Source organism: Mesorhizobium sp. WSM4821 (genome assembly GCF_055901555.1).
Genome location: NZ_CM148371.1, coordinates 6,439,776 through 6,452,985 on the forward strand (window position 1 = coordinate 6,439,776; position 13,210 = coordinate 6,452,985).

Here is a 13,210-nt window from a genome sequence, read left to right on the forward strand (position 1 = left end):
AATCCCACGGCCCGCCAAACGCAGCTTATGTTTCGTTCTGCCGCATCAGGCTTCCGATAGCAAGCTCTACTGGACGAGCGTACGTCTCCGGCATAACGTCGTTCGAATCGTAAAAAAACTTGCCAGCCGGCTATACCGGATACTGAGTATTATGTTTTTCAAGTCCGTGTTCTGCATGGTATGCTTTCTGATTAGCTTGTGGCCCGCGACGGCGAAGACGCGCGCTCAGTTCAAGCTGTTCGAGACCCTGGTTTTCTCCGGCCGGCCGCCCGATTTCCGCCTGTTCGGGTTCGAACATCTCACCATCGTCGATCCCCATGTTCTTGGCTTTGACGTTCCCAAAGCCGGTCATGTGCAACAAGCTCTGGCCTTGCCGAGGAGTAACCAGCATTTAGTGATTGACATCGAACAATGGCCGTTGGACGGCTCCGATGCGGATAGGAAAGTGTCAATCGCCAAGTACCAGGCGGCGCTCAGCGCTTTCAGGCGGGCCGATCCAGGCGTCAAGCTTGGGCTTTACAGCGTTCTGCCAATACGGGACTATTGGCGAGCAATTGGCCGGCGAGGCGATGATGGATTCGGGGACTGGAGGTCTAGGAACACCGAAATCGCCGCCGCTCTTGTGCCGCATGTCGACGAGCTCTTTCCCTCCCTCTATACGTTTTACGATGATAAGGACGCTTGGGTAGTCTATGCGCGAGCCAACATCGAAGAGGCGCGAAGAATCTCGCAGGGAAAGCCGGTCTATTGCTTCCTATGGCCGCAATTTCACAAGACTTTTGCCTTTCTTCCAGGCGATTACTGGTATGCCCAACTGGATACCTGCAGGACATTCGCCGACGGGATCGTTATCTGGGGCACAATGACTGGCAAGGCAGGCTATTCGCCCGAGAGATGGGACGAAAAGGCGGAATGGTGGCAGGCCACCTTGAGGTTCCTTCGCGAGTTGGACAAGATTCCCTAGAGCCTGTCATACGCGGGCGTGGAACGAGCGTTGAGCGATTCTGTTCGGGCGAGAAAGCGCTGCCAGCGAGCGCTCGGGTTCGAAGTTCTTGCTGGCCGCCAACAGAACAGAGGTCAGTACAAACAGGCTGTCTGCCGCCCATATCGCGCCTGAAGTTTGGAGGAATGCGAAGGACACCATGTACATTATCGCGTAAAAGGTAAGCTGAGCCCGAAATTTCATTGCTCTAGAAATTGATATGCCAAATATAAGATAGAGCGGAACGGCCCCCACCAATCCAAGTGCCATAAGTACTTCGATGAGGATGTTGTGTGGGTAGAGGCCGGGGCCCCAGTTCATATCGATGAAGTGCTTCCCGATAATCGGGCTGTCGAGGAAGTCGGAAATCGCCGTACTTTGGACATTTAGGCGTGCCAACGCCCCTGTGTCCCATTGCGCGTTGACAAGATCGGTCATGCGTTTAACCAGAAAGTTGTCCTGAGGCAGGTACATCAGACCGCCAAGCGCGAAAGGCATCAGAATTGCTAAACGCGATGGACGGGCAATAGCGTAGACAGCCGCGGCAACGACCAAGCCAACGAACCCAGCTCGCGACCCCGATAGGAACAGAGCGACTCCTGCGCCGACCAGAATCGCGGCATACACGGCATACGCCATCAGGCGCGGTCTGTATTCGACCATGTAAAAGAGCGACGCAATCGCCACGGTACAGGTAAAGTGCCCAAGTGCAACCGCATTGACGAATTCGGAAGCATACCGAACGTTAAATTCGTCCCAACCTTGGGTGAATAAAAGTCCGCTCCGATATGCAAAGAAGTATGCCGGAAGAAATAATACTCCAGAACAGGTAAGCAGAAACACAATTCTCTTTTGGGACGTCAGTAAGTATTCAGAATACGATCCAAGAGCCACAGTCGGTATAGCGACTGACGCCAAGTAAACCTGGATAGCTACGAGCGCGTAATCGTTGTACTGATATGCATAGTCGTAAACAAGCCTAATAAAATACAATACCAGAAATGCTGCCAAAAGTCCATTGATCTTAAATCTCTTATCAGAAATTGCTTTCGCAATGAGGAATATACTTATTGATGCTATAAGTATCCTAATAACAATAGAAACTGTGCGATTATCTACGCCGGTAACGGTCGTGTAGATTCCCATCAGCGGGTAGCCCACCAATGCCCATAGAAACACGGTTTCCACTAACCGCTTTTGAATTGATATGAGCATTTCACTTACTCAGTTTTTTATCGCAAGAAACAAGCGGCATCGCAGAACCATGCGATGGAGCTGATTAGCCTGCGGGTCTTGTGGCGCTGATGACAAAGCCGGAACAGAAGACGCGCCAATTCAAGACTGAGCAGAGGTTCTCGAACAGAGCGACGCCGAGATAGGCGGGTAAGAAGAACGCGAAATAATCGCTAGCGCGATAAAACGGCATGATGTCGACTTTCTCGAATCCTTCACCGCGAAACAGTCCCGCCATTTCCGACGGAGAGCAACGGTCAAAAAAGGCCGGATAGCCGGTAATATCGACCGCAGACGGCCTGAGGTGAGGGATTAGCCTCTTTTGCAGGACGGGTCCGACGAGCCGCAGCGCTACCGAATACGGATGCCATTTCGATGGAATGTAGTGATGCATCACCCCCCCCGGCCGTAGGACCGAAAACATGGAGCGCGTCGCCGCCTTGTTATCCGGTACATGCTCCATCAGCGTGATCGAAATCAGCATGTCCGCTTCGACATCGACTGGCTGTTCGATCGACTGGACAACAAATTGATCGTAAATGCGATAGCAATCGGGCTTTTCCTCGATGTCGAGACCGATATAGGTGAAATCAGAACTCCGCTCGAGAAGTGGCCGGTCAATGCCGCCGACTTCGAGGATCGCCGACGGTTTTAGGCGCGCAACATCCTCAGCGATACGGCGCTCAAGCTCCGCTTTATAAGACGGCGCGCCGAAAACTCGGGGAAAGCGGCGTTCGAGCCATGCTGCAGCATTCCTGTTCCAACCGATAAATGTCTTGAGAATCACCGAGCTCCTTTTCCTGCCAAACCAGGTGAAACCTGGACATCGAAAATAGATCAAGATCTTGCCACAGGTTGCACGAGCCAGCCCCTAGGTCAGCTCGCTTTGTTCTTCTTTCTTAGTGAACTGCCTTCTGACGTGCTTCACGAATACATCAGAAAGAGGCGCCCCACCACGGAAGCTCGTTTCGCGGGCCGGATCGTCATTTACCGCAACGATTGCCTGGTTCGGATAGGTGATCCGAGGCACCTGTCCAAAAAAGGCTGCCCACAGATTGAAGTTTGAGCCTGCTCCGATGATCGCGCTGGCCTGGGCCATTTCCAGCATGTGCGTGACCGATTCCGCGTGATTGGCTCGGCGCACATTCGGGAGACGAAGCAGCGGAACAAGGTCCGTCTCATCTCCGTCGGAAAAGACATGAGCAGGCATGTTCGTGCCCAAACCCTCACGAAGGGCGACGAGGCTATCGCAATACCATTCGATCGGAAGCCTTTGATTGTGCGTCCCACCCTCGGCCCGGTTCACGTTGAAACGGGAGAAGTCGCCAAGGCGCACATGGACAGCGAGAAAAGGGGCGGCTGGTGCTTTCGGCAGGTATTTTTTGCGGGTGATCCTTCGAAACGCGCCATGAAGCACGGGACCGTAGCCGCGAACCTCATGGAAATACGTCTCGAAATTTGATCCCACGATATTCTTAAAGACAACCACCGTGTTACTGCCGTCACATGCCGCGGATGCAGCCGCCTCTGCCGGAACCTTTCGTGCGGTTGCGAGGAGTGTGGTGCGCCATGGCTCTCCCACATAGCCTTTGTTGGTAAAAAGCTTAAAATATTCGCGCTTGTCCCGCTCCCGGCGCAAATAGGGACCGATACGCGGACGGAACCAACGCGGTCCGAGCATCCGCGCATCGTTCTTTCGGCACCATATCTCACAGCGAGCCCAGGCAAGCATGCTGTGACCAAGGCCGAAGCGGCCAATATCGGGATAGCCGTAGAGATGTGCCATGAGCGTCTGCTTCCCTACCGAACCTGCTGGAAATCAATCAATATTATTCGGCAGATAGATCGCGTCAGCCCGACGGCCGAACGATTGTGATGCTGATTGCGGATAGCGCAGAGCCGATGGTCGAATGCTCTAGATGCGACGAACACGAGGCCCACCCTCATAACCTTGCGCTTCCGCTCTCTACTGCCTGCAAGCTGACCATTCTCGTTGCACGATCAGCCAGCACAAGGTGAATGGCATAGGTGACAGCGGTCGCCAGTGCGTACCAGATCATGACAGTAGCCGGATTGTCGACGCCCACCCAGCCGAGCCCGCCGAAGACGCATAAGGTGAAAAGGAACCGGCCTATCTCCCAAGTGAACTGAAGCGACTGGCGATCGATAACGACAAGGGTCATAGTCAACGCCGTGGCGACAAAGCGCACATACGCGATTGGAAATCCAATCACACAGAGCTTGCCGGCCACAACCCAGTCGGCGCCAAAGATGAGCGGGACGAGGTTTGGCGAAAGCACCATCCCGAGCACTGTCGGCAACAGACCGATGGCAAGAAGCTGAATGAGCGAACGTCGAAACGCTCCATTCAACCCTTTTTTGTCAGTACGGTAAAGTGTTGAGAGCTCGCCGGTGAAGACCTGCGAAACGGCCACCGAGATGACGCCAACCGGCATCAGGATAAACCGCTCGAGGAGTGCGTACTGTCCTGCGGTTTCCAGATTGAACAGTGCGAGAAAGGCGAATGGCGCGACCGCGGCACTAAGAGATGACAGAAGGGTTCCTGGGAAGGTGAGGAGGCCATATTTTTGGAAACGAATTGCCGTAAACTTCATCTCTGAAAAAGAAAGCGGAGAGATCAAAGTACGCCAGAGTCTGCCACTCTCAAAGAGAACACTGATGGCCCCAAAGGCTCTGCCGAACACATCGGCAAGAACGAGACCAACACCGGTAAAAGGAAGAAAGGCAAACCCAAGCGCACCAACTGAGAAGCCCACCGATTGCAGGATTTTAGAACGTGCGCTTAGACCATAGTTACGATCGCGAATGGGCAAGAAGGTGAGCATTTGGTAGATTCCCGCGACGGCCATCGCAACGGGTAGAAAGAAGACAATGCCCTGCAGGGGTGACAGGACGCCCGGTATCAACAAATCAACAGCGCCGGCGGCAAGAAAAGCGACCATGCTGGTCCAGATACAGAGCCGAAACGTCAATTTTAACAGATTTTCAAATACCCTTCCAGGTCGCGCGCTCAGAAGCGCGACCTCGTAGCGGAAAGCCACAAACATAACCGCCACGTTGAGTATCGAAACATAGATCTGATACCGGCCGAATGCTTCAGCATCATAGAGCCGTGTCAAGATGGGAAGAACGGCAACGGCAATGATCTGCGCGATGACGGACCCCGACAGGACGGTCAAGATGCTTCGGAACATTCCAAATCGCCAAATGTGAAAGTGTGAGCAATTTTCGCCTGCTCCTGGCGATTCCGGCTGACCAAGCGAGTTGTCGGGAAAAGCAAACTTGTCAGGCTAGCCTCCGGCGCCTTGGCAAGTTCTGAATCCAAGCTACTCGAAACACGAGTATGGCGAACGTTTCGCTCATTCATCTTGCTTTTCTTTTGCGAACGGCAACGAACTGATCATTGAGAACGCCATGAATCCATTCAGGCGCAGGCAAAACGTCTTCCAGCTTCTCCATCACTTCAGCCTTCCGCGGCCATCCCGGCTCGACGCCAAACAGGCGAAAGTCATCCACGACAACCGCGCAGAAGTGGTCCAGGTTCGCTTGGATAAGATCAAGCTCCTTCAACACCGGTTCGGGTTCGTCACCTTGACCGGTGATACCTCCGCTGAAATGACCGTCCAGAAAGATAAGTGCGTTGTTCACCCGTGCAGCTATTTCGGGCAGCAGCTTGGCGCCGTCGCCGAGCAACAATTCCACATTTTTCCGCCCTGCACAGCGCTTGCAGGCTTGGTGATACAGTGCTTCGTCAATTTCGACTGAGATCACCTTCTCGAACAGACGAGACATTCGCTTTGTCGTGACGCCCTTGTAAGAACCAATCTCCACCGCGGTCGTAGCACCAGTCATGTCCCTGCATGTTTTCATGTTGTGCAACTTCGTCAACGAATGCGGGACAAACTGTCTATTGCGCAGCTTCGCAACGACGTCGAGGACATAGCCTCCGATCGGCTCCAGAATGCTTTTGGGATCATTCATCAGACAGGGTTCTTCATGCTTGATTTATCGCCTTGTTTCGACAGGAACTGCCCGACTTTCCGCGCCGGCTTCGCAAAAAGCGCATAGTCGACAGGGCCTGATCCAAGCCAACGGCGGCGAGAACGCAGCGCTTCCAGATTGTGTCCGATGTGGGAACGGAAGCTGCTCGTGCTTGTCCCCCCAATCATCATGTCGACAAGGACCTGATCCAGTGTCGCGACCTTGAATCCATGAAGCTCGACCGCCCGCAGCATCCAATCGTAGTCGGAGGATACTTTCAGCGTCAGATCAAAGCGGCCAACCTTTTCAGCAACACCGCGTCGAACGTAAAAAGTCGGATGAGCTGGCATCCAACCCGACCGGAACCCGTTGCGAGGTCTGGGTTCTGCCCGCCAGCGGCGGACCACCCGCTTGCTGTCATGGTTGTCCACAAAATCGAGATGGCCGTGGACAATATCGGCGTCAGCGAGCGCCACGCTGATCTTGCCAAGCACGGAACGGTCATGGAACGCGTCGTCTGCGTTAAGAGCCCCGATTGCCTCGCCTGTGCAAAGTGCAAGCCCCTTATTCAAAGCGTCATACATGCCGCGGTCAGGCTCGCTGATGATTTGCAATCCTTGCCTGGTATAGGAGCGGACGATCGTGAGGGTTTCGTCGGTCGAGGCTCCATCGATGACGATCAGTTCCTTGTTCTCGTGATCTTGGGCAAAAAAACTGTCAAGCGTATGACGAATTGTTGCCGCCGAATTCCAGCAGACCGTTAGAACGGAAATCTTCATGTTCACGGGACTTTCCGCACTACTGTGCCGCCTTGCGACTGTGCTCTTCGTCAAGCCGGCGATGCTGGTGTTCGCGCGCCACTACCTTGAGATCGGACTGAACCATCTCGCGCACCATGTCACCAAGAGACGTGGTTGCCCTCCAGCCAAGCACACGTTCGGCCTTCGAGGGATCGCCGATCAGCAGGTCGACCTCGGTCGGCCGGAAGTAGCGTGGATCAACCTCCACCAATATCCTGCCGGTCTTCGTGTCGATACCCTTTTCGTCGATCCCGGAGCCGTTCCATTGAATGCGAGCCCCCACTTCGGCGAAGGCGAGTTCCACAAATTTTCGAACGGAATTTTTCACCCCTGTCGCCAAAACATAGTCGTCAGGAACGTCTTGCTGGAGAATTCTCCACATGCCCTCGACATAGTCGCGCGCATGCCCCCAATCGCGCTCAGCGGACAGATTGCCGAGATAGAGCTTGTCCTGAAGGCCAAGGCTGATGGCGGCAGCGGCTCGGGTGATCTTGCGCGTGACGAATGTTTCACCGCGCAGCGGGCTTTCATGGTTGAACAGGATCCCGTTGGAAGCGTGAATGCCATAGGCTTCGCGATAGTTTACTGTGATCCAGTATCCATAGATTTTAGCTGCTGCATAAGGCGACCGAGGGTAAAAAGGTGTCGTTTCCTTTTGCGGGATCTCCTGCACCTTGCCGTAGAGCTCGGACGTCGAAGCCTGGTAAAAACGCGTATTCTTTGTGAGCCCAAGCAAACGGATGGCTTCCAGGAGACGCAATGTGCCTATCGCGTCGGCATTAGCCGTATATTCCGCAGTCTCGAAACTCACCTGAACGTGTGATTGCGCAGCGAGATTGTAGATCTCATCCGGCTGCACTTCCTGAATGATGCGGATCAGGTTTGTTGCATCGGTCATATCGCCGTAGTGCAGCGAGAAGTTCACGCTGCTTTCATGCGGGTCCTGGTAGAGATGATCGATACGGCCCGTATTGAATGAAGACGATCGCCGTTTGATGCCATGGACTGCATATCCCTTAGCAAGCAAAAGGTCGACAAGATAGGCGCCATCCTGGCCAGTAACGCCAGTGATCAATGCAGTTTTTCGGCTCATTTCTTCCCTTTCGGCGGCTCTAGAAACACAACCAGAGCGTACTTCAGTTAAACGATCCGGCGTTCGACCAATGGAACCAGTTTAAATTCAACTTGGTTATTATCTGGATCCAAACCCGCTTAGCATCGTTTTTAGGGTCCTTAGCACAATAACGATATCCAGCCATGGCGAGAAATTCTTGATGTAATAGAAATCATAGTGCAGCTTCTCGACCTCGTCGTCGTCGTCCGACACATATCCCTGATTCACCTGAGCCCACCCGGAAATTCCTGGTCGAACGATATTTCGGTAGCGATAGAACGGCAGCGCCACCGAATAATGAGAAGACAACACCGTTGCCTCGGGCCTCGGCCCAATCCAGCTCATCTCCGAACGGACGATGTTTATCAACTGCGGCAGTTCGTCAATTCTGGTTCGTCGAAGGAAGCGACCGAGCCGCGTGACCCGGCTGTCACCCGGCTTCGTCACAGCAAGACTGCGAACATTTGCCGCCTCAGGTGCGCTTACGGTCATCGTTCGGAACTTGTACACCGTAAACGATCTTCCTCCGTAACCGAGACGCTCTTGGCGAAATATGGCAGGGCCAGGGGATTCCAGCCTGATCATTAGGGCGATCAGGATCAAAAACGGCGCCAGCAGCATCAGAGCCAAGACTGCACTGACCCAATCGATCGCCTGCTTGATTTTAATGTAGGCCTGATTCGGATTGAGCGAACCCAACGTGTTTTCGGATAAATGCTCGATTTCGACGCGACCAGTCAGCGATTCACTTATCTGCTTGACGTGATAGACGGGAACGCCTGCAAGAGCCTGGTCAGCTATGTAGCGTTCCCAATCATCGGATAGCTCGGCACGAAGGTCGGCAACGACGCCGCTTACGCGGTCAATGACAGTGTCGGGGGAGCCGAGCCAATGCCAATTCACTCCGCCAATCACTTCAAGACGATCCACAGCCCCGCCTGGAACCACGGCGAGGCTGTATGGATCCAGGCGCCGGCTCAAGATGCTCAAACCGAAATACCAGAAGATTGACAGCGTCAAACTACCCGCTGCCTGGAAAGCACTATAGTCAATTCGAAAGAGGAAAATTACCAAATACACAAGTCCGTAGGACAGAGCAAATGTCGGCATAATATAGCCGGCAGCCGCGACGCCCGGCAAATTGATTATTCGACGGAAGAACAAAAACCCTGCAGTATGTGCGACTATACCAGCAAAAATCGTAATCTGAATGTTCGAATAGTACAATATATTTGGATCAATCAGCATCCTGACTAGTGCGGGAGTCATAATTGCAAAAGCCAATCCACCAAGAAGTTGAAACCTGATCCGGTGTAGCAGGTGCCGTTGATTTTGCGGCTTTATGATGGGGGCGTTCAATTCTAGGCACCCTCTGGAAGATTGCCAATCAACTCGACTATTCTCAATTTTTGACTCGACAATTCTTATGACCCGACCGCACGGATTTCAATCAAAATACATCGACCGGTCAGATCGACATACCGAGCCGGACCAGCAGCCTTCACTTGACCCATCTATTTCGCCGGCTTAATCAAAATGTGTAGTCTCTCCAACAATGGCTACCGCACTCCCGGGTGAAACCCGAGAGCGAACTTTGCAACAGCTCGCACCGCACGACCGGGAGTCAATTGCGGCTATGCAATCGCGACGAGTTCCCTCGAATCCAGGTCAACAGGGATTTCGCCGTTCATGATGGCAACCAGAACCCGGGCCCTTCCGGCTGGATCGAGCCGATCAAGGCGACCGATCATCTCCGCGAAAGGACCTGAAAGAATCCGAACCGATGCGCCCGCAATCAAGCCTCCCCTGAAATCAAGCAGGCCGTCCTTGCCGGTCAGAGCTATGAACCGCTCCACCAACCCTGACGGGACCGGCAATGGGCGTTCTCCCTGCATGATGAGCGAGCGCACACCGAACGTCCCATTGACCGAGCGCCACCGCTGCAGCGCGACATCGAGGGCGATGAACATGTAACCTGGAAAATATGCCGCCGGTCGCGTCTCGATGCGCCGGGCATGACGTGTTGTCTTCTCGCAGCGAGGCACAAACGGGTCAAACCCCTGCATACGGAGGTGCCGTTCGGCGAGGTCTTCTTTTCCCGGAAACACGCTGGCGGCATACCAGCGTACAGCGATGCCGGTTGCGGTCCGTTGTGAAACATTCACCTTCGCCGTTGTTCCTTCCGAGCGAATCACACGTCTCTCTCTGGCGGTTCGGCATTTTCAGCGGGAACGGGTACGACAGCTTGAGGACACCAGCAAGCAACCATTTCGCGAGAATGATAGCTGTTGGTCGAAAAAATACTTCAATATGCCTATTAACTTTAGCTTCGCCTAATACACCTAGGCCAAATTAGTCCAGCCGCCTTCGTTTTAGCTATTCTAGCTACGGTATCGAGCAATTGCTTCGATGCGTAGCTTCCTGGCTACGCTGCCTTGCGGCGACTCACTGGGCTGTTCTGGTCGTTAATCTGTCGACTTGACCACAATGTGACGGAAGGCAGATGCCAATGGCGTTTCTGTCCAGGCCATTCATTGTTCGTCGTCGTCACGCCTGCCTGCGTTGACGAAAAGCCTCGACAGGGGGCAGCTGAACTGAATCATTCCCACGCAACCACATCACTGCGGTTGCGTAGACCCGATCAGCGCGGCGTCCGATTCATCGACCGGAGGTCAGGAGCGGTTGAGCAGCGACCAGACAGCTGGCACGAGGCTCGCTGCGAGGGCGACCTTGATCAGGTCGCCGACGATGAAAGGCACGACGCCGAACTGCCATGACTTTTCCGGGCCGATGAGCAGTGCCAGCCAGGCAAAGCCCATCGCCATCATGACGATTTCGGCAACCAGAATCGCGTTGAAGAGCTTGATCGGATGGCGATCCCAGCCGCGATCGGCGGCCCAGCCGACGATCGCCGCCATGACCACGAAGCCGGCAAGATAACCGCCGGTCGAGCCGACCATATAAGCGATGCCGATGCCCTTTTCCGGCGTGCTCTGGAAGACCGGAAAGCCCATGGCGCCCTCCGCCATGTAAAGAAGCAGCGTGGCGACGCCGAGGCGCATGCCGAAAGCCGCGGCGATTAGAAAGACGGCCAAGGTCTGCATCGAGATGTCGACCGGTCCGAGCACGACTTTCGTCTTGGCCGACAATGTCAGCACCAGCGTTCCAACGATCGCAAGCAAAAGCTGCGTTGCCAGGCGAGCCGCGCCCTTTTCAGGCAGAGCGAGAGAAACAAGCGGACGCATCGTCGTAGCAATTGCCATGGTCTTCCCCATTCCGGACTGCCGCAGATCGCGGCCTTGCGTTTTCCTATATTGGCTTCCGTGCTATGCGGCAATCGGTTTTGCCCACCACTCGACAGAGTTCACGATATTCGCATGGCGCTGAAATTCGACACAAGCTTCGACCCGTTCTACGGCCAGGGCTTAACCGTTGCGCCCGACGTGATTCGGGTTACCGCCCCAAATCCTAGCCCGTTCACCTTTCACGGCACCAACAGCTACATCGTCGGGCGCAAGACGCTGGCGGTGATCGATCCGGGGCCGGATGACGACGCGCATCTCAAGACATTGCTCGAAGTAATCGCAGGCAGGTCGGTCAGCCACATTTTCGTCAGCCACACGCATCGCGACCATTCTCCGCTGGCGGCCCGGCTGAAGCAGCGCACCGGTGCCATTGTCATGGCCGAGGGCCCACATCGCCCGGCAAGGCGCTTGCGCATAGGTGAGGTCAATCCGCTCGACGCCAGCGCCGACACCGCCTTTAACCCGGATGTCGCGCTTGCCGACGATACGGTGGTCAGCGGCGACGGCTGGGCAATCAGAACGGTGCTGACGCCGGGCCATGCCGCCAATCACGCTGCCTTTGCTCTGGAAGGAACCGGTGTGCTGTTCTCGGCCGATCACGTGATGGCTTGGTCGACCTCCATAGTTGCACCGCCCGATGGCGCCATGGCCGACTACATGATCTCACTGGATCGGCTGATCGACCGCGGCGACCACCTGCTGCTGCCCGGTCATGGCGGGCCGGTGACCGCGCCGCGCAGCTTCATGCGCGGATTGAAGAGCCATCGCAAAATGCGGGAACGCGCGATCCTGGAGCGGATCAGAAGCGGCGACCGGACGATCAAGGACATGGTCGAGGCGATCTATCGCGATACCGACCCGCGTCTCCATGGCGCTGCCGGACTGTCCGTGCTTGCCCATCTGGAGGATTTGGTGGCGCGCGGTTTGGTGAGCACCGACGGCGACCCCGCCATCGACGGCATTTTCACACCCGTCGCGTAGGCGCTACCCGGCCGGAGCCGTGCCCACCTGGCCGGCGACCTCCTGATCCAGCTCGGTGAGGAAATCAACGATGCGAGCCGCATTGTCGCCAAGGTCGTAGCGGCCGTAGCGGGAGGCCGAACGCATGTCGACGATGATCGCATCGCCATCTTCGGCAACGCGGATGGCGACATCTGCGGGAAGACCGACGACGAAGCTGCTGGCCAGGGCGTTGATCGTCACCTCGCTTTGCTCGTTCGCGTCGGGTAACGGCGCCGTAAGCCGCCAATCCCGCCGATCGAGCACGGTTTCGAGCGCCTGCAGGACACGATCGAAAGGCAGATTGTAGCTGCGTCCGGTGACTAGCGGATAGGTCTCGGCCTGCAGGCGCTGTTCCCCCGGGGTGGGTGGCGAAGGCGCGTTCATATCCCCGGTCCGGATGCTGGCGTTGAGCACCGGCGGATCGTCGAGATCCGTCGAGATGTCCCTGAGCGGCGGATAAACCGCTGCCCAGTAGGCAGCAACTCCATAAGGGGCAAGCACCAGAAGTGCGAGCAACGTGCCGACGGTAAGATCGCGACCGCCACGGTCGCCGAAATTCCACAGTCTCGAAAAGGCAAAGCCGGCGAACAGCAGCGCAAAGGCGGCAAGCAGCGCGACAATGCCGAGCACCCAAAGGAAGGCCGGCGTCTCGACAAGGTCAAATCGATGGCCGACAAGCACGGTCAGAAGCAGGACCGCCGAAAAGGCGCCTGTCCGCCGCGACCAGCCGGCCGCCCTCGACGTCTGTCGCTGGGAAATTTCCATTATTTTC

General features: G+C 55.5%; 13 protein-coding genes. 2 read left to right on the top strand and 11 right to left on the bottom strand.

Annotation, left to right across the window (positions count from 1 at the left end; all coding sequences use genetic code 11):
• Positions 1-151: 151 nt before the first annotated feature.
• Positions 152-964 (top strand): hypothetical protein, encoded by an 813-nt coding sequence (locus AC0NID_RS31465; protein WP_473454131.1) that lies wholly within the window; start codon positions 152-154, stop codon positions 962-964.
• Positions 965-970: 6 nt separating this feature from the next.
• Here AC0NID_RS31465 and AC0NID_RS31470 read toward each other — a convergent pair whose 3' ends face one another.
• The 10 genes from AC0NID_RS31470 to AC0NID_RS31515 all read right to left on the bottom strand — a co-directional run bounded on the left by AC0NID_RS31470 (position 971) and on the right by AC0NID_RS31515 (position 11,394).
• Complete coding sequence (locus tag AC0NID_RS31470) at positions 971-2,197, bottom strand: O-antigen ligase family protein (RefSeq protein WP_473454132.1); 1,227 nt, start codon at positions 2,195-2,197, stop codon at positions 971-973.
• Between the two features lie 64 nt (positions 2,198-2,261).
• Positions 2,262-3,002 carry a methyltransferase domain-containing protein gene (locus AC0NID_RS31475; RefSeq protein ID WP_473454133.1) on the bottom strand — a complete coding sequence of 247 codons (741 nt, stop codon included), beginning with the start codon at positions 3,000-3,002 and terminating at the stop codon, positions 2,262-2,264.
• Between the two features lie 84 nt (positions 3,003-3,086).
• Entirely contained in the window at positions 3,087-4,001 is a 915-nt protein-coding gene (locus AC0NID_RS31480) for a hypothetical protein (RefSeq protein ID WP_473454134.1), read from the bottom strand.
• 157 nt (positions 4,002-4,158) lie between these two features.
• Complete coding sequence (locus AC0NID_RS31485) at positions 4,159-5,430, bottom strand: lipopolysaccharide biosynthesis protein (RefSeq protein WP_473454135.1); 1,272 nt, start codon at positions 5,428-5,430, stop codon at positions 4,159-4,161.
• Between the two features lie 169 nt (positions 5,431-5,599).
• Positions 5,600-6,217 (bottom strand): hypothetical protein, encoded by a 618-nt coding sequence (locus AC0NID_RS31490; RefSeq protein WP_473454136.1) that lies wholly within the window; start codon positions 6,215-6,217, stop codon positions 5,600-5,602.
• Complete coding sequence (locus AC0NID_RS31495) at positions 6,217-6,996, bottom strand: glycosyltransferase family 2 protein (RefSeq protein WP_473454387.1); 780 nt, start codon at positions 6,994-6,996, stop codon at positions 6,217-6,219. Before AC0NID_RS31495 ends, AC0NID_RS31490 begins: the two co-directional genes overlap by 1 nt.
• A gap of 19 nt (positions 6,997-7,015) precedes the next feature.
• Complete coding sequence (gene gmd, locus AC0NID_RS31500) at positions 7,016-8,110, bottom strand: GDP-mannose 4,6-dehydratase (protein ID WP_473454137.1); 1,095 nt, start codon at positions 8,108-8,110, stop codon at positions 7,016-7,018.
• A 99-nt stretch (positions 8,111-8,209) separates the two neighbouring features.
• Positions 8,210-9,490, bottom strand: coding sequence for a sugar transferase (locus AC0NID_RS31505; protein ID WP_473454138.1), 1,281 nt, complete (start codon positions 9,488-9,490; stop codon positions 8,210-8,212).
• A 275-nt stretch (positions 9,491-9,765) separates the two neighbouring features.
• Positions 9,766-10,326: a transcription termination/antitermination protein NusG gene (gene nusG / locus AC0NID_RS31510; protein WP_473454139.1), complete on the bottom strand. Its 561-nt coding sequence runs from the start codon at positions 10,324-10,326 to the stop codon at positions 9,766-9,768.
• A gap of 477 nt (positions 10,327-10,803) precedes the next feature.
• On the bottom strand, positions 10,804-11,394 hold the full coding sequence (locus tag AC0NID_RS31515) for a biotin transporter BioY (protein ID WP_473454140.1): 591 nt from the start codon (positions 11,392-11,394) through the stop codon (positions 10,804-10,806).
• Between the two features lie 114 nt (positions 11,395-11,508).
• On the opposite strand from AC0NID_RS31515, the gene AC0NID_RS31520 reads away from it, so the two are divergent.
• Positions 11,509-12,417, top strand: a complete 909-nt coding sequence (locus tag AC0NID_RS31520; protein WP_473454141.1) for an MBL fold metallo-hydrolase — start codon at positions 11,509-11,511, stop codon at positions 12,415-12,417.
• 3 nt (positions 12,418-12,420) lie between these two features.
• Here the strand turns inward: AC0NID_RS31520 and AC0NID_RS31525 are convergent, their stop codons facing one another.
• On the bottom strand, positions 12,421-13,203 hold the full coding sequence (locus AC0NID_RS31525; RefSeq protein WP_473454142.1) for a DUF1499 domain-containing protein: 783 nt from the start codon (positions 13,201-13,203) through the stop codon (positions 12,421-12,423).
• Between the last annotated feature and the right edge of the window lie 7 nt (positions 13,204-13,210).